The 16,734-nt window shown below is 60.2% G+C and carries 13 protein-coding genes; 6 read left to right on the top strand and 7 right to left on the bottom strand.

Annotated elements, in window-relative coordinates:
* Window positions 1-3: 3 nt before the first annotated feature.
* Window positions 4-1,578, bottom strand: a complete 1,575-nt coding sequence (locus D3P04_RS15475; RefSeq protein WP_119750457.1) for a Re/Si-specific NAD(P)(+) transhydrogenase subunit alpha — start codon at window positions 1,576-1,578, stop codon at window positions 4-6.
* A 226-nt stretch (window positions 1,579-1,804) separates the two neighbouring features.
* Complete coding sequence (locus D3P04_RS15470; protein ID WP_119750455.1) at window positions 1,805-2,524, bottom strand: hypothetical protein; 720 nt, start codon at window positions 2,522-2,524, stop codon at window positions 1,805-1,807.
* Between the two features lie 183 nt (window positions 2,525-2,707).
* On the opposite strand from D3P04_RS15470, the gene pepN reads away from it, so the two are divergent.
* Window positions 2,708-5,281 carry an aminopeptidase N gene (pepN, locus tag D3P04_RS15465; protein ID WP_119750567.1) on the top strand — a complete coding sequence of 858 codons (2,574 nt, stop codon included), beginning with the start codon at window positions 2,708-2,710 and terminating at the stop codon, window positions 5,279-5,281.
* A 42-nt stretch (window positions 5,282-5,323) separates the two neighbouring features.
* Window positions 5,324-6,235 (top strand): 1-acyl-sn-glycerol-3-phosphate acyltransferase, encoded by a 912-nt coding sequence (locus tag D3P04_RS15460; RefSeq protein ID WP_232845031.1) that lies wholly within the window; start codon window positions 5,324-5,326, stop codon window positions 6,233-6,235.
* 22 nt (window positions 6,236-6,257) lie between these two features.
* Here the strand turns inward: D3P04_RS15460 and D3P04_RS15455 are convergent, their stop codons facing one another.
* From D3P04_RS15455 to obgE, 3 genes are all read right to left on the bottom strand, one after another.
* Window positions 6,258-6,527 carry a SelT/SelW/SelH family protein gene (locus D3P04_RS15455; RefSeq protein WP_119750453.1) on the bottom strand — a complete coding sequence of 90 codons (270 nt, stop codon included), beginning with the start codon at window positions 6,525-6,527 and terminating at the stop codon, window positions 6,258-6,260.
* Window positions 6,528-6,620: 93 nt separating this feature from the next.
* Window positions 6,621-7,733, bottom strand: a complete 1,113-nt coding sequence (gene proB, locus D3P04_RS15450; RefSeq protein ID WP_119750563.1) for a glutamate 5-kinase — start codon at window positions 7,731-7,733, stop codon at window positions 6,621-6,623.
* Window positions 7,734-7,787: 54 nt separating this feature from the next.
* Window positions 7,788-8,819: a GTPase ObgE gene (gene obgE / locus D3P04_RS15445; protein ID WP_119750451.1), complete on the bottom strand. Its 1,032-nt coding sequence runs from the start codon at window positions 8,817-8,819 to the stop codon at window positions 7,788-7,790.
* 103 nt (window positions 8,820-8,922) lie between these two features.
* On the opposite strand from obgE, the gene D3P04_RS15440 reads away from it, so the two are divergent.
* The 4 genes from D3P04_RS15440 to D3P04_RS15425 all read left to right on the top strand — a co-directional run bounded on the left by D3P04_RS15440 (window position 8,923) and on the right by D3P04_RS15425 (window position 13,855).
* Window positions 8,923-10,326 carry a protein adenylyltransferase SelO gene (locus D3P04_RS15440; RefSeq protein ID WP_119750449.1) on the top strand — a complete coding sequence of 468 codons (1,404 nt, stop codon included), beginning with the start codon at window positions 8,923-8,925 and terminating at the stop codon, window positions 10,324-10,326.
* Between the two features lie 114 nt (window positions 10,327-10,440).
* The gene (locus D3P04_RS15435) at window positions 10,441-11,121 is read left to right on the top strand and encodes an endonuclease/exonuclease/phosphatase family protein (protein ID WP_119750447.1); all 681 of its coding nucleotides are present in this window, start codon (window positions 10,441-10,443) and stop codon (window positions 11,119-11,121) included.
* Between the two features lie 69 nt (window positions 11,122-11,190).
* Entirely contained in the window at window positions 11,191-12,465 is a 1,275-nt protein-coding gene (gene eno, locus D3P04_RS15430; protein WP_119750445.1) for a phosphopyruvate hydratase, read from the top strand.
* A gap of 265 nt (window positions 12,466-12,730) precedes the next feature.
* On the top strand, window positions 12,731-13,855 hold the full coding sequence (locus tag D3P04_RS15425) for a TRAP transporter substrate-binding protein (RefSeq protein WP_119750561.1): 1,125 nt from the start codon (window positions 12,731-12,733) through the stop codon (window positions 13,853-13,855).
* Between the two features lie 82 nt (window positions 13,856-13,937).
* Here D3P04_RS15425 and ftsY read toward each other — a convergent pair whose 3' ends face one another.
* Both ftsY and pgi read right to left on the bottom strand, forming a co-directional pair.
* Window positions 13,938-14,969, bottom strand: a complete 1,032-nt coding sequence (ftsY, locus tag D3P04_RS15420; protein ID WP_119750443.1) for a signal recognition particle-docking protein FtsY — start codon at window positions 14,967-14,969, stop codon at window positions 13,938-13,940.
* Window positions 14,970-15,115: 146 nt separating this feature from the next.
* Window positions 15,116-16,726: a glucose-6-phosphate isomerase gene (gene pgi / locus D3P04_RS15415; protein ID WP_119750441.1), complete on the bottom strand. Its 1,611-nt coding sequence runs from the start codon at window positions 16,724-16,726 to the stop codon at window positions 15,116-15,118.
* Window positions 16,727-16,734 lie beyond the last annotated feature (8 nt).

The following is a 16,734-nucleotide window of genomic DNA, read 5'->3' as shown; positions in this document are numbered from 1 at the left end:
TCCTTACGATTTCTGGAACATGGCGAGCATGCGCCGGGTGACGAGGAAGCCACCGAAGATATTGATCCCGGCCATCAGCACGGCCAGCGTCGCGAGGATCAAAACCCATGCCGAACCCGATCCGATCTGCATCAATGCGCCCAGGATGATGATCGAGGAAATCGCGTTGGTGATCGCCATCAGCGGCGTGTGCAGCGAATGCGCGACATTCCAGATCACTTTGAAGCCCACGAAACAGGCCAGAACAAAGACGATGAAATGCGCCATGAAACTGGCCGGCGCCAGAAACCCGATCAGCAGCAGCAGAATGCCGCCCCCGGCCAGCAAGCCAACCTGCGATCTGGTTTCCGCCTTGAATGCGGCAATTTCCTGCGCCCGTTTTTCCTCGGGTGTCAGCTGCTTCGGCTTTTCCTTGGGCTTCTGCGCCGCAATCGCCGCGATCTTGGGGGGGGGCGGCGGGAAGGTGATGTCGTGATCATGCGTCACGGTCGCGCCGCGGATCACGTCATCCTCCATGTCATGTACGACCACACCATCCTTGCTTGGTGTAAGATCGGTCATGAAATGCCTGATATTATTACCATAAAGTTCGGATGCCTGCGCACCCATGCGGCTGGCGAAATCCGTATATCCAACGATGATCACACCGTTTTCCGTCACGATCCGCTCGTCAGGGATAGTCAGTTCGCAATTGCCGCCCTTTTCGGCGGCAAGGTCGACGATGACAGAGCCGGGCTTCATCGCCTCGACCATGTCCTTCGTCCACAGAACCGGCGCGTCGCGGCCCGGAATCAGCGCCGTGGTGATGACGACATCCATCTGAGGCGCAAGCTCGCGGAATTTCTCCAGCTGTTTCTCGCGGAATTCGGGGCTTGACGGTGCGGCATAGCCACCCGTCGCGGAACCGTCCTGTGCCTGTTCCTCGAAATCCAGATATACGAATTCCGCGCCCATGGATTCGATCTGTTCGGCCACTTCAGGGCGCACGTCGAATGCGTGAACCTGCGCACCCAGACTGGTGGCGGTACCGATTGCGGCAAGACCTGCGACCCCTGCCCCGACAACCAGAATTTTCGCAGGAGGCACTTTGCCTGCTGCTGTCACCTGTCCGGTAAAGAAGCGTCCGAAATTATTCGCCGCCTCGATCACCGAGCGGTAGCCGGCAATATTCGCCATCGAGGACAATGCGTCCATCTTCTGCGCGCGGCTGATGCGCGGCACCATGTCCATGGCAATGGCGGTAATGCCCTGCTCTTTGGCTTTCTCCAGCAATTCCGGACTTTGCGCCGGATAGAAGAACGAGATCAGCGTCTGTCCCTCGCGCATCTGCCCGATCTCGCCATCGGAAGGCTGGCGCACCTTGGCTACGATATCGACCGCTCCGATCACCTCTGCCGCTGTTCGCGCGACGGTGACCCCGGCTTTCTCATAATCCTCATTCGAGAAACCGGCACGAGCGCCCGCACCGGATTCGACAAAAACCTCATGTCCAAGCTTTTGGAGATGTGCAGCCGAAGCCGGTGTCACCGCCACCCGCGCTTCACCCTCATAGTTCTCCTTCAAAGCGCCAATCTTCATGGCGTTTAGGCCCCCCATTCTATGCGTTCGAGTTTGCGCATGCATAGCATTGCGCAATAATCTTTCACAAGGGTCCGAAAGGACCATATGACGATATGAAACGACACGCGGCGTAGCGCAATGTTATTGCCTGCGGTGTCATTGCAACCCTCACGACCTCTCTTCGCGCATGAAAAAGGCCGCCCGATGACGGGCGGCCTGATGGTTGGCTGCTTTGATCCAAAGATCAGTTGCTTGGAGTCGTTGTCGACTCGGTCGCGGGTTCGTCACTGCCCGGCATGGCATCCTGCAATGCATCGGTAGCATCTTCAGCGGCACCTTCGACGGCGTCAGCGGCATCCGAAGCGGCATCAGCCGCAGCGTCGCCCGCATCCTGCAATGCATCACCGGCCGAATCGGTCGTGGCTGCCGCGCCTTCCTCGGTAGAGGTGGCAGCATCTTCGCCGGCTTCTGTCGCATCGCTTGCGGCGTCTTCTGTCGCGTCAGCAGCATCGCTGGCAGCGTCTTCCGTTGCCCCGGCAGCATCGTCTGCTGCATCAGTGGCGTCACTCGCGGCGTCTTCTGCTGCTGCACCTGCGTCGCTTGCAGCATCTTCGGTTGCTTCGGCAGCATCTTCAGTCGCTGCGGCAGCGTCATCGGCTGCGGCTTCGGCTTCCGACGCAGCATTGTCAGCTTCGCCCTCGGCTTCGGTGGATTCGCTATCTGCGCCCCCGGCTGCGGGCTCTTCCGTCGTGCTGACGGTTGCGCTGTCGCCTTCGGTTGTGACTTCATCACTTCCAGTGAATTTCTGAAGGACAAACCAGGCAACGGCCAGTGCAACAAGCACGCCGATGATCAGTGGAAGCGGCGAAGATTTGCGCTCGACCGGTTCGACATAAGTTTCTTTCGGTGCCGCCGGATCGCCTTCGACGTTCTTACGGTTAGGATCGTTCGGATCATAGGTCATTGCTGCCCTCCTTAAATAATTCTTTAACACCCTGTCTGTGTGCCAACCTGTCCGTCAGCGCTGTCCAACTGTCAAACGACAACCAGCGATGCCCGGCTTGCGGCCTGGTTCACAGACGATTAACACTTTGACAGGTGCACAGTTCCCTGAACAATGGCACTTTTTTGAGGCGGAGTAATGAATATGACTCGAACAGACTCGCCGGATAGGCAATTTCTTGCCGATTATCGCCCCTATCCCTTCATCCTCGAACAGACCCGGCTCGAGTTCACTCTTGCGCCCGATGCGACTCGCGTCAGGGCGGATTTGACATTCAGACCACGCAACGGGTCAGAGGATCTCCTGCTGGATGGCGGCAAGAATCTGCACCTGATCTCGCTGACCATCGACGGCCGCGAACCTGCCGCCGATCAGGTCACACGCGACGATGAGCGCCTTGTCATAGCGGCCGCGGCCCTGCCCGACGGACAGTTCACCCTCGCCACCGAGGTCGAGATCAACCCCTCTGCCAATACGGCCTTCGAGGGCCTGTATATCTCGAACGGAATGTTCTGCACCCAATGCGAGGCGGAAGGATTCCGGCATATCACCTTTTATCCCGACCGTCCGGATGTGATGGCGCCTTTCCAGGTCACGATCCATTCCGATCAGCCTGTTCTGCTGTCGAATGGCAACCCGGTCCGACAGGAGGAGGGACTGGCCGAGTGGCACGACCCCTGGCCCAAACCTGCTTATCTTTTTGCGCTTGTCGCCGGCGATCTGGTGGCGATCGAGGATCGGTTCACAACCGCGTCAGGCCGTGATGTCGCCCTGAATGTCTGGGTTCGTCCCGGAGATGAGGATCGTGCCGGATTCGCCATGGAATCGCTGATCAAGTCGATGAAATGGGATGAGGATGTCTATCGGCGTGAATATGACCTTGATGTTTTCAACATCGTTGCCGTGGATGATTTCAACATGGGCGCGATGGAAAACAAGGGGCTGAATATCTTCAACTCCAAGCTGGTGCTCGCCTCTCCCGAAACCGCGACGGATGCGGATTACGAACGGATCGAAAGCGTCATCGCCCATGAATATTTCCACAACTGGACCGGCAATCGCATCACCTGCCGCGACTGGTTCCAGCTTTGCCTCAAGGAGGGGCTGACGGTCTTCCGCGACCAGCAGTTCACCAGCGATATGCGCAGCGCATCCGTCAAGAGAATCGGCGATGTGCAGGCCCTTCGCGCGCGCCAGTTCCGCGAGGATCAGGGGCCGCTTGCCCATCCCGTCCGGCCCGAGGAATACGAGGAAATCAACAATTTCTATACCGCGACCGTCTATGAAAAGGGCGCAGAGGTGATCGGGATGCTGAAACGGCTGGTCGGCGATGACGGCTATGCCCGCGCACTCGATCTTTATTTCAAGCGTCATGACGGCGAGGCGGCGACGATCGAAGATTGGCTGAAGGTCTTCGAAGACGCGACAGGGCGAGATCTGACGCAATTCAAGCGCTGGTATACGGATGCGGGCACGCCGCGCCTCACCATGCGCGAAACCTGGGAGAACGGCCGCCTTACCCTGCATTTCACTCAGCATACTCCGCCGACACCGGGGCAGAATGACAAACCCCCGCGCGTCATTCCAATCGCCGTCGGCCTGATCGGCCCGAATGGCGACGAGATCGAGCCGACCCGGATGCTCGAAATGTCAGAGGCAAAGCAGGAATTCAGCTTCGACGGCCTCGGCGCGCGCCCGGTTGTATCGGCCCTGCGCGGCTTTTCGGCCCCGGTGATTCTCGAACGGAACATCGATGACGCGACCCGGGCCTTCCTGCTGGCCCATGATACCGATCCCTTTGCGCGATGGGAGGCCGGGCGCGAACTGGCGCTTCATGCCCTGACCGCATTGTCCCAGGGACAAGAGGGCGGCGCGGATTATATCGGCGCCATTGGCCAGCTTGCGACGGATGAGGATGCGGATCCCGCCTTCCGCGCCCTGTGCCTGAACCTGCCCGGCGAAGAAGAGATTGCCACCCGCCTTTACGCCGCGGGGGCTATCCCGGATCCCGATGCCATTCACGACGCTCGCAACCGGCTGGCGCGCCGCATGGCCGAGACTCATGCGAATCTCCTGTCTGCGATCTACGATCAGATGGTGGTGCCGGGACCCTATTCGCCCGATGCCGACTCCGCCGCCCGGCGGGCGCTACGCATTTCCGCGCTTGGGCTGCTGACCCGAATCGACGGCGGAGAGCGCGCCGAGGTTCTGTTCGGTATCACCAGCAATATGACCGAAAGAATGGCGGCACTGATCTGCCTCGTCCGGCGAGGTCGCGGCGGTGTGGCGCTTTCCGCATTGCATGACCAGTTCAAGGATAACCGGCTGGTGATGGATAAATGGTTTACCGTACAGCCGATGGCGGCTCCTCCTGCCGATGCCATTGCGATTGCCCGGCAGCTCTCCGAGCGTCGCGATTTCGACTGGAAGAACCCCAATCGCTTCCGTGCGCTTCTGGGCGGGCTGGCCGCGAACCATGCGGGCTTTCACGCTGCCGACGGCAAGGGTTACGATTTCCTTGCCGAATGGCTGATGAAAATGGACCCGATCAACCCGCAAATCGCGGCGCGGATGTCCACGGCTTTCGAAACATGGCCGCGCTATGACGAAAATCGCCGCAAAAGGGCGCTAGCGGCGCTGGAACGGATGGCCGCGATGAAAGGGATCAGCAGGAACCTCCGCGAGATGGTCACGCGGATGATTGCCGCCGGTAAATAACTTGGCTTGTGGATATCGATCCCTCGGGGCAAAATAACTGAGATGAGTGAACAAAATCTTCATGCGAGGGTCGAAATGCAGGCCCGCCTTGATCCGCTGATCGCCGAGCGGGCACCGTGGCTTTTTTCCCGGAAGCTGCATCACCGGATCGCCAGACAGGCCATGATGCGCCTGTTGCAATACCCCCGTACCATCGAGCTGGGCGCGGAATTCCGCGACCTGCCAACCCCCGAGATCATGCGCAGAATGACCCAGTTGATTGCGCGCGATGTTCAGGTCGAAGGGATGGAGAACCTGCCCGCGACGGGGCCTGCCCTGATCGTGTCCAACCACCCGACGGGGATCGCCGATGGCATCGTCATGCATGCGTTGATAACCCCGCTGCGCGATGATCTTTTCATTTACGCCAATCATGACATGATCCGGGTGCTGCCCCAGACCGAGGATCTGATTGCGCCGGTCGAATGGCGGGTGGACAAACGCAGCCATGCCAAGACCAAGGCGACAATGGATTACACCCGCCGCGCTCTGGAGGCCGGCCGAATAGGGCTGATCTTCCCTTCGGGCCGGCTGGCGAAGCGGCGCGGGATAACACTTCACGAACGTCCCTGGATGGCCAGCGCCGCCATGATTGCCCGCAAATTCGACGTTCCCGTTATTCCGATGAATATCCGTGCGCGCAATTCATTGCTGTTCTATCTGCTGGATGCGATCCATCCGACCCTGCGCGACGTGACCTTGTTCAACGAGGTGCTGAACAAGGTCGGCCAGCCTTATCGGGTCACGATCGGCAAACCGCTTGATCCCGCCGCCCTGCCCCGAGCCAGCGACGAAGCGATCGCCGTCATGCGTGACGCGGTTCTGTCCCTGCCCGCCCCGGGACCGGATGCAGCCCGTCTGATGCATGAAAGGGGGCGTGGCAGGCTGGTGCGGCCACGGCAGAAAGTGGCCTGAGAAAATCAGTCAGGCCGGCGGGTCATTCGTCCAGATGGCCCAGAGACCGCTCTGGTTCGATGACATCCCGGATACGTTGCTTGAAGGTCCGGATATCGGGAAAACCGCCATCCCTTTTCCGTTCCCACAGCAATTCTCCGTCCAGCATGATGTGAAACACCCCGCCGCTATCGTCGGGAACCAAAGTCACCTGCAATGCCGTGCCGAAGGTCGAAAGACATTCCTGAGCATACCATCCGGCCCTCAGCAGCCAATTGCAGCCGGTGCAATATGTAATGGTCAGATGTCTCATTGCCGCCCTCGGGAATGGTGAATGCACAGGATCTTGCCGTGTTGGTTTGTAACGGATGCCAAGAGATTAAATATCAGGGCTTCTGATGGGCTGTCAAAGTGCCATGTCGTCACGATGAATCAATGCCGCGCGGCCCGGATAACCCAATATCGCCTCGATCTCGGCTGAATGATGTCCCTTGATCCGGCGCGTTTCATCGGCGGTATAGCGCGTCAATCCGGTCGCGAGCGTTTCACCGGAGGGGCCGAAGATCGTCACCGGATCACCGCGCCCGAATGCACCCGAAACAGACCGGACGCCCGCGGGCAGCAGCGACTTGCCTCCCCGCAATGCGTTCACCGCCCCCTGATCGATCGTCACCGCGCCTTTCGGCTTCATCGCCGCGATCCAGCGTTTTCGGGCTGTTTGGGGGTCATCATCCGGCAGAAACCAGCTTGCCCGCGCCCCGCCCGCCACTGCGGACAGGGGACGCAAGACCGAGCCTTCGGCGATCACCATTGCACAACCCCCGGCGATAGCGGTGCGGGCTGCCAGCAATTTCGTTTTCATGCCGCCCTTGGACAAGCCCGAGACCGGGTCGCCGCCCATCGCCTCGATCTCGGGGGTCAGGTGCTCGATGACAGGCAGGTGACGGGCATCGGGATCGGTCTTGGGGTTGGCTGTATAAAGCCCATCCACATCCGACAGAAGCAACAACTGATCGGCGCCGCAGGTTACCGCGATCTGCGCGGCAAGCCGGTCATTATCGCCATAACGGATCTCATCCGTGGCGATGGTGTCGTTTTCATTGACGATCGGAACGACGCCCAGAGACAGAAGCGTCTGCATCGTCGCCCGGCTGTTCAGATAGCGCCGGCGTTCGGCGCTGTCTTCGAGCGTCAGAAGGATCTGCGCCGTCGTGACGCCATGCGGCGCCAATGCTTCTTCATAGGCGCGGGCAAGACGGATCTGCCCCACCGCCGCCGCCGCCTGCGCCTGTTCAAGCGACAATGCGCCAGCGGGCAGACCAAGCACGCGGCGGCCAAGCGCAATTGAGCCGGACGAAACAAGAACGACGTCGCAACCGCGCTGCCGCCATATGGCCACATCGTCGCAAAGACCGCGCAACCACTCGCCGGCCAATCCGTTGGGACCGACAAGCAGGGCCGAACCGATCTTGACAACCAGACGGCGGGCATCTGCCAATGCAGGGGCCTCACCGCCCATTTTCCGGGTATTCTCGCGCATCCGACTTCTTCTTTGTTCAAATACCTCAGGACACTAAGGCCGCCACGGTCCTTCATCCGCGTCGTCAGCCGGCGCATGTGTCGGTCCGATCTCGGCCCATAGCGCCCGCAGCACCTCGGTCACGCCTTGCCTGGCCACGCCTGACATCAGATAAACCACCTCCCCGGTCTCGGTTTCAAGCTCGGTCCGGCGCGTGGCAATCGTTTCCTCGTCCAGTGCATCGATCTTGTTCAAGGCGGTAATCCGCGGCTTTGCCATCAGGACCGGAGAATAAGAGCCCAGCTCGGTCAGCACGGTACGGGCATCCCCGGCGACATCTTCAGAGGTGCCATCGACCAGATGCAGCAGAATCGCGCAGCGCTCGATATGGCCAAGGAAGCGGTCGCCGATCCCCCTGCCCTCGCTTGCGCCTTCGATCAGGCCGGGAATATCGGCCATCACGAATTCTCGGTTATCCACCCCGACGACGCCCAGATTGGGATGCAGGGTCGTAAACGGATAATCGGCAATCTTGGGCCTGGCATTCGAGACCGCTGCAAGGAATGTCGATTTTCCCGCATTTGGCAACCCGACAAGCCCCGCATCCGCGATCAGCTTGAGCCGCAGCCAGATGGTGCGTTCGACACCCGGCTGCCCGGGATTGGCATTTCGCGGCGCACGATTGGTCGAGGATTTGAAATGCAGATTTCCCCAGCCGCCATTACCGCCACGCGCCAGAAGCACGCGTTGCCCCGGCTCGGTGAGATCGGCGATGACCGTTTCCTCATCCTCGTCAAGGATCTCGGTTCCGACCGGCACCTTCAGCACAGCGTCGGTTCCGCCCTTGCCGGTCATCTGGCTACCCATGCCGTGCTGGCCCGATTTGGCGAAGAAATGCTGCTGATAGCGGAAATCGATCAGCGTGTTCAGCCCCGGGACCGCTTCGGCCCAGACATCGCCGCCCTTACCGCCATCGCCGCCATCGGGACCGCCGAACTCGACATATTTCTCGCGCCGGAACGACACGCAGCCCGCACCGCCGCCACCCGAGCGGATATAGACTTTGGCGAGATCGAGGAATTTCATCGGCGCTGCTCCTTTTCAACTCCGCGATACGCGGATGGGCGGTCTCACGCAAGGGATAGCAAATCCGGCCGGGCTTCTTATCTTTAGGGAACAGGAGACCCGAATGATTCATTTCGACAACAGCTACGCGCGGCTGCCTCAAGGCTTCTTCGCACGGATCAACCCCACACCGGTGCCGGAACCGGCACTTATGGCGCTTAATGAAAAGCTGGCAGAGCGATTGGGGCTTGATGCCACATGGCTGCGCAGTCCGGATGGAATTGCAATGCTGGCCGGGAACTCCCTGCCGGAAGGGGCGGAACCTATCGCCCAGGCCTATGCCGGGCATCAGTTCGGAGGCTTCGTGCCGCAGCTTGGTGACGGCCGTGCCGTATTGCTGGGCGAGGTGGTGGCCCCGGACGGCGCGCGGTTCGATCTTCAATTGAAGGGCAGCGGCAAGACCCCGTTCTCGCGAATGGGCGATGGCCGGGCGTGGCTGGGGCCGGTGCTGCGCGAATATATCGTCAGCGAGTTCATGGCGGCCATGGATATACCGACCACTCGCGCCCTTGCCGCGGTGACGACCGGCGAGACGGTCTGGCGTGAGGATGGTTTGCCGGGCGCGGTTCTGACACGGGTAGCGTCCAGTCATATCCGCGTGGGCACGTTCCAGTATTTCGCTGTGCGCGGGAACGAAAGCGCCCTGAGCGCCTTGACCGATCACGTTATCAAACGGCATTACCCGCAGGTCTCGGGACCGCTGGAATTGTTGGATCAGGTGGTCGGGCGGCAGGCGGAAACGATCGCAAAATGGATGGCGCTGGGGTTCATTCATGGCGTGATGAACACTGACAACATGGCGATTTCAGGCGAAACGATTGATTACGGCCCGTGCGCTTTTATGGATATCTATCATCCTAACACGGTGTTTTCATCGATAGATCAGATGGGGCGTTATGCATGGGCGAACCAGCCGCAGATCGCGGTCTGGAATCTTGCGCAGCTCGCCACCTGCCTGATTCCCCTGATGGGAGATCGCGACAAGGCCATCGAAGCCGCGACGCAGTCCGTTCACCGCTTCGCACCATTGTATCAAGACGCGTGGTTACGTGAATTCGGCGCAAAACTGGGTCTTGCCGACCCGGAAGAAAAGGACCGCGAACTGGCGGAGCGGCTGTTGACCATCATGGCCAGGCAGAAGGCGGATTTCACAAGGGTCTTTCATGGCCTTTCCGATAATTCCGCACGTGATGAATTCACCGAGCCGGCGGCATTTGACGAATGGGTCAGCGGCTGGCGTTCGTGCCGCCCGGATCCGGATCTCATGGCTCGGGCCAATCCGGCACGAATCCCGCGAAATCATCGGATCGAACAGGCAATTGCCGCAGCCGTGGCAAGTGATCGGGCACCGTTCGAAACGCTGTGCGATGCGGTCACCCATCCCCGCGAAACCCGTTCCGAATGGGACGCGTTTGCCCTGCCCCCAAAACCGGACGAGGCCGTCAGGCAAACCTTTTGCGGAACCTGATGCAGCGGCGATTGGCGCGATACGGGCGGAAGAATTGGTCGTGTATCGCCATGCAAGGTTCTCTTTAATCCTTTTGCGAGATAAATCAGTATTAAGTACAGAGAAGGCCGACACGTGTTAAGACTGGCCAGTTACAATCTTCACAAATGCCGCGGCCTGACCGGACCGCATGCGCCCGAGCGCAATCTTGCGGTCATCCGCGACCTCGCCCCGGATATCATCGCCTTGCAAGAAGCCGATTTCCGCCTTGGCACCCGGCCCGAGGCCCTGCCCCGCGCGATGATCGAACGGGAAACCGGATTGATTCCGGCAGATTTCAACGGGACGGGCGGAAATTCGCTGGGCTGGCATGGTCAAACCATCCTGATGCGACCGGAACTTGCCCGGGCTGCCACGCTGCGCCGCCTTCCTTTGCCGGGGCTTGAACCGCGCGGCGCGATTGCGCTGCGTCTGCCCGGATTTACCGTGGTGGGGCTGCATCTGGGCCTTGCCCGATCGTCCCGCAGGGCGCAGCTTGCGAGGATCTCGGAAAAGCTGAGACGGCTCCCGTCGGAACATGCCGTCATGATGGGCGATTTCAACGAATGGCGCGATGACCGGGGATTCGAGCCGATCGAGGATTTCCGGATTCTCGCTCCGGGTCCGTCATACCCTGCCCCCCTGCCACGCCTTAAACTCGACCGGTTTGCCGTTACCCCGGGAATTGAGGTCAAGGATAGCGGGGTCTTCTCGGAAAAATATGCGCCCGAAGCCTCGGACCACCTGCCGATCTGGATCGACATCCAGCTGCCATGACAATTGTTGCTTTCAGCCGGGCGCTCTGGCGGTTATGTAGACGTCAACGCTGATCAACGGAGACTCCTCATGACCGCCATCTTCGATATTTTCGCCCGTGAAATTCTCGATAGCCGCGGCAATCCGACCGTCGAGGTCGATGTGACGCTTGAAGACGGCTCGCTGGGTCGCGCCGCCGTGCCTTCCGGCGCTTCGACCGGCGCGCATGAAGCGGTCGAGCGGCGCGATGGTGACAGGTCGCGCTATCTGGGCAAGGGCATGCTGGAGGCCGTCGCCGCTGTGAATGGCGAAATTGCCGAGATGCTGGTGGGCGAGGATGCGACCGAGCAGCGGGCCATCGATGCATTGATGATCGAGACCGACGGCACGGCGAACAAGGGCCGTCTTGGCGCGAACGCCATTCTTGGCGTCTCGCTGGCGGTGGCAAAAGCCGCTGCAGAAAGCTGCGCACAGCCGCTTTACCGTTATGTCGGTGGAACAGCCGCGCATATTCTGCCCGTGCCGATGATGAATATCATCAATGGCGGCGAACATGCCGACAATCCGATCGATATTCAGGAATTCATGATCATGCCGATCAGTGCGCGGAATATCCGCGAGGCCGTGCGCATGGGTTCGGAAGTCTTCCACACGCTGAAAAAGGAACTTTCGGCGGCAGGCCAGTCGACCGGAATCGGCGACGAGGGCGGGTTCGCTCCGAACCTGTCAAGCTCTCGCGATGCGCTGGACTTCATTTTGAAATCCATCGAAAAGGCAGGTTACAGACCCGGCGACGATATCATGCTGGCGCTTGATTGCGCCTCGACTGAATATTTCACCGGCGGAAAATACGAAATGAAGGGCGAAGGCAAATCGCTGTCGCCGGAAGAGAATGTCGACTATCTGGCCGCGCTTTGCGCCGATTATCCGATCCTGTCCATCGAAGACGGCTGCGCCGAGGATGACTGGGAAGGCTGGAAGTTGCTGACCGACAGGCTGGGCGCAACTGTGCAGCTTGTGGGCGACGATCTATTCGTCACCAACCCAGTCCGCCTTGCAGAGGGCATTCAGAAGGGCTGCGGCAACAGCCTGCTGGTCAAGGTCAATCAGATCGGTACCTTGTCAGAAACGCTGGACGCCGTGCGCATGGCAGACCGTGCCCGCTATACCAGCGTCATGAGCCACCGCTCGGGCGAGACCGAGGATGCCACGATTGCCGATCTCGCGGTTGCCACGAATTGCGGTCAGATCAAGACCGGATCGCTGTCCCGCTCGGACCGGCTGGCCAAATACAACCAGCTGATCCGTATCGAAGAGATGCTTGGCGCGGCGGCGGTTTACGCGGGCAAATCGGTCCTGCGCTAAGCTTCGCTCGGGTCAGAATCAACCGGGAGGGTGCTCTACCCTCCTGCCACGGCCTCCTTGGCCGGCATATCGGCCAAATATCCGGGCACAGGAAACCGGTGTATAAACACCGCGCAAAACCATGTGTTTTTCGCGCGACCATGCCGCAATCCCCCTCGACAGCCGTCACCCACTGGTTAAACTGCGCACAGTAAGAAAGCGGCGAAACCGGGGCAGACACCCGACCGCCCAACTCGGAGGAGAGTTTATGAAAAAAACCAGCAATCTGGACCGCCGCTCTTTCCTGGCGCGCGCATCCGTAGGTGGTGCGGCGGCGGCAGCCGGAACGGCACTGGCCGCTCCCGCCATCGCGCAGGAATCACCGTCGATCAACTGGCGCATGGCGTCGTCCTTCCCGAAATCGCTGGACACCATCTATGGTGGCGGCGATGAATTGTCGAAACGGCTGAACGAGGCGACGGACGGCAAGTTCAAGATTCAGGTTTTTGCCGCGGGCGAGATCGTCCCCGGGCTCGACTCGATTAACGCGGCGACCGACGGCACCGTCGAATCGGCGCATTCGGTGGGCTATTACAACTGGGGCAAGGATCCGGCCTTCGCTTGCGGTGCCGATCTGCCCTTTACCTTCAGTGCCCGTGCCAAGGCAGCCTATAATTATCATGGCGGCGGAATCGAGAATTACAACGAATTCCTTGAACAATACAGCCTCGTCTCTTTCCCCGGCGGCAATACCGGTGTGCAGATGGGTGGATGGTATCGCAAGGAAATCAAGACGCTGGAAGATATGAAAGGCCTGAAGATGCGGATTGCGGGCCTGGCCGGCCGCGTCGTGGAAAAGCTGGGCGTGGTGCCCCAGCAGGTTGCCGGCGGTGATGTGTATCCCGCACTTGAAAAGGGTACGATCGACGCTGCCGAATGGGTCGGCCCCTATGATGACGGCAAGCTGGGCTTCCAGAAGGTCGCGCCCTATTATTATTATCCCGGTTTCTGGGAAGGCGGACCGACCGTCAGTTTCTTCTTCAACAAGGCGAAATTCGAGGAACTGCCCGAGAATTATAAATCGCTCTTGCGGACTTGCTGTCAGGCCGTCGATCAGAACATGCTGGCGGAATACGACATCAAGAACCCGACCGCGCTCAGGGAACTGGTCGGTTCCGGCGCCCAGCTCCGGCCCTTCTCGGAAGAGATCATGGCCGCCGCATTCGAAGCCTCCAACGAGGTCTATGCCGAACTTTCCGAAGAGAATGAATGGTTCAAGAAGCAATATGAGGCGATGCTGCCATTCCGCGACGAATGGTATCTCTATGCGCAGACAGCCGAATATAATTTCGACACCTTCATGATGGTACAGCAGCGCAACGGCAAGCTGAAGCCGGGCGGCGAGCAGTAATACCGCGATAACCATAGACAAAAGGGCCGCCGCGATGGCCCTTTTTCTTGGTCACGCCAACAGATAGCGCAATATCGAAGGATTACAGCCCTACTAAAGCGCGGGCGAATTCTTCCGGTTCGAATGCATCCAGATCCTCGATTTGTTCGCCGACACCAATCGCGTGGATCGGCAGCCCGAAACGATCCGCAAGCGCGACCAGAACCCCGCCCCGCGCGGTTCCATCCAGCTTGGTCATCACCAGACCCGAAACATCGGCAAGCTTCCGGAAGGTCTCGACCTGATTGATGGCGTTCTGCCCCGTCGTCGCATCCAGCACCAGCAGGGTATTATGCGGCGCATCCGGATCTTTCTTGCGGATCACCCGAACGATCTTGGCCAGTTCCTCCATCAGATCCTGACGGTTCTGCAATCGCCCCGCCGTGTCGATCATCAGCAAATCCGCGCCGTCGGCTTCGGCCTTCGTCATCGCGTCAAATGCAAGACTGGCCGGATCCGAGCCCTGTGCCGCGACCATGACGGGCACCCCCGCACGTTCTCCCCAGATCTGCAATTGTTCAACCGCCGCCGCGCGGAATGTGTCTCCGGCGGCAATCACCACGGATTTTCCCGCTGCCTTGAACTGGCTGGCAAGCTTGCCGATGGTCGTGGTTTTTCCCGCGCCGTTCACACCGACCACCAGCACCACCTGCGGTTTCTTCGAATATAGCGGCAGCGGACGGGCGACCGGCGTCATGATCCGGGTGATTTCGGCGGCCAGCAATTCCTTAAGTTCGGTCGAAGACATGCGGCGCCCCATCCGACCCTCGGCGATATTGGCGCTGATCCGCATGGCGGTTTCAACGCCAAGATCGGTCTGAACCAGCATATCCTCGAGCTCTTCCAGCATCTCGTCGTCAAGCGCCCGGCGGGGCTCCGCCGCCTGCGCTTCCGGCCGGTTAAAGAGCCGCCCCACCAATCCTGTCGGCGGCGTTGCCGGAGCGGGTTCCACCTGCCGGTCTTCTTCGTGCTCCGGGTCCCCGGGCGCACCCTCCCCGACGATATCATCCAGGCCCTCGCCGATTTTCGAGGAAGAGCGGGTCAGCCGCTCGCGCAGTTTCGAGAAAAACGACATATCCGCATCCTTTCCGTCCGCCCGACCCTAGTCCTTTGCATCGCCCTCGAAAAGGCCGTGCCGACGGGAAGACACTCCTCGACCGCTTCTTCTTCACGAAAATATCCTTGGGGGAAATTCCGTATGGGATTGGGGGCGGCCCCCCTTCAGCCGCGCATCTCACGGAACAGCCCGGCCAGATGTTCGGTCGAAGCATCATGCCCCGGCGCGGGCTCGCCTTTCAGCAAAGGCTCTACCCGCAACGCCAGTTCCTTGCCCAGCTCGACGCCCCATTGATCAAAACTGTTGATTCCCAGAATAACGCCCTCGACAAAAACCCGATGCTCATACAGCACCACGATCTGGCCAAGCGTATAAGGCGTCAATTGCCCGATCAGCAGCGTGGTCGACGGGCGATTTCCGGGAAAGACGCGATGCCGGGCCTGACGCTCCAGTTCTGGACCCTCCAGCCCTTTGGCGGCCATCAGGGCGCGCGCCTCATCCAGGTTGCGACCGCGCATGAGTGCCTCGGATTGCGCAAGACAATTTGCCGCAAGCAGGATATGGTGATGGGCCAGTTCATCCTCATGTCCGCGCGCGGCAAGAATGAACTCGCAGGGCACCGTCGACGTCCCCTGGTGGATCAGTTGATAGAACGCATGCTGACCATTGGTTCCCGGTTCGCCCCAGACCACGGGGCCGGATGGCATGGTCAGATCGTTGCCGTCCATGGCCACGCCTTTGCCATTCGATTCCATCTCGAGCTGTTGCAGATAGGCAGGCAGCCGCAGCAGGCGGTTGTCATAGGGCAGCACGGCCCGGGTCGGATAGCCGCAGATCTGATGATGCCAGATCCCGACAAGTGCCAGCAGAACCGGCAGGTTCTGCGCAAGCGGAGCAGATCGGAAATGCGCATCCATTGCCGCGCCACCGGCCAGAAATTCATCGAACCTCTCTGGTCCGATGGCCAGCATCAATGACAGGCCGATCGGACCCCAGACGGAATAGCGCCCGCCGACCCAATCCTCGAAACCGAAAACGCGGGTTTCATCGATCCCGAATTCCGCCGTCTTGTCCACGGCCGAGGAGAGCGCGACGAATTGCGCCGCCGGATCGGCGACGGTACGCGCCATCCAATCCCGCGCAGTACGGGCATTGGTCATCGTTTCGATCGTGGTGAACGTCTTCGAGGCGACGATCACCAGTGTCGTTTCCGGATCCAGCCCTTTCAGCGTATCGTGGATATCTGCGCCGTCCACATTGCTGACGAAATGCGTCCACGGCCCGTCATGATAAGGCGCAAGCGCAAGGGTCGCCATATAGGGCCCGAGATCCGACCCCCCTATGCCGATATTCACGATATCCGTGATCCTGCCGCCCTGTCCCTTGAAAGAGCCCGAGCGGACATCACGGGCAAAAGCCTGCATCCGGGCATGGGTATCGCGCAGAGCGGGCATCACATCCTGACCGTCTACCTGCACGCTGCCATCAAGATTGCGCAAGGCGCTGTGCAGGACGGCCCTGCCCTCAGTCTCGTTGATCTTCCGGCCCGTGAACATCGCCTCGCGCCGCGCCTCGATTCCGGCGCTTGCGGTCAGTTCCAGCAGCAGATCGCGCGCCTGCGCATCGATCATGGTCTTGGACCAGTCGAAAACCAGCCCATCCGCTTTGGTACAAAAATTCGTCGCGCGATCAGGATCGGCAGTGAACAGGTCGGGAATACGCGTCGTTCCCTGATTCCTGCGATGGGATTTCAGCCGGTTCCAGATGTCCTGCATGTCTACCT

Source organism: Paracoccus onubensis, assembly GCF_003591515.1.
Lineage (GTDB): Bacteria > Pseudomonadota > Alphaproteobacteria > Rhodobacterales > Rhodobacteraceae > Paracoccus > Paracoccus onubensis.
Note: the sequence above shows the minus strand (reverse complement) of the source record. Positions and strands in the feature narration are given on the sequence as shown.

Bases quoted from the DNA above. Each gene is read 5' to 3' on its own strand.
- obgE (WP_119750451.1), bottom strand. From the start codon at position 8,819: ATGAAATTCCTCGATCTCGCCAAAGTCTATATCCGCTCGGGTGGCGGC.
- D3P04_RS15470 (WP_119750455.1), bottom strand. From the start codon at position 2,524: ATGACCTATGATCCGAACGATCCTAACCGTAAGAACGTCGAAGGCGAT.
- D3P04_RS15475 (WP_119750457.1), bottom strand. From the start codon at position 1,578: ATGAAGATTGGCGCTTTGAAGGAGAACTATGAGGGTGAAGCGCGGGTG.
- D3P04_RS15440 (WP_119750449.1), top strand. From the start codon at position 8,923: ATGATTCATTTCGACAACAGCTACGCGCGGCTGCCTCAAGGCTTCTTC.
- pepN (WP_119750567.1), top strand. From the start codon at position 2,708: ATGACTCGAACAGACTCGCCGGATAGGCAATTTCTTGCCGATTATCGC.
- eno (WP_119750445.1), top strand. From the start codon at position 11,191: ATGACCGCCATCTTCGATATTTTCGCCCGTGAAATTCTCGATAGCCGC.
- pgi (WP_119750441.1), bottom strand. From the start codon at position 16,726: ATGCAGGACATCTGGAACCGGCTGAAATCCCATCGCAGGAATCAGGGA.
- D3P04_RS15460 (WP_232845031.1), top strand. From the start codon at position 5,324: ATGAGTGAACAAAATCTTCATGCGAGGGTCGAAATGCAGGCCCGCCTT.
- proB (WP_119750563.1), bottom strand. From the start codon at position 7,733: ATGGGCGGTGAGGCCCCTGCATTGGCAGATGCCCGCCGTCTGGTTGTC.
- ftsY (WP_119750443.1), bottom strand. From the start codon at position 14,969: ATGTCGTTTTTCTCGAAACTGCGCGAGCGGCTGACCCGCTCTTCCTCG.
- D3P04_RS15455 (WP_119750453.1), bottom strand. From the start codon at position 6,527: ATGAGACATCTGACCATTACATATTGCACCGGCTGCAATTGGCTGCTG.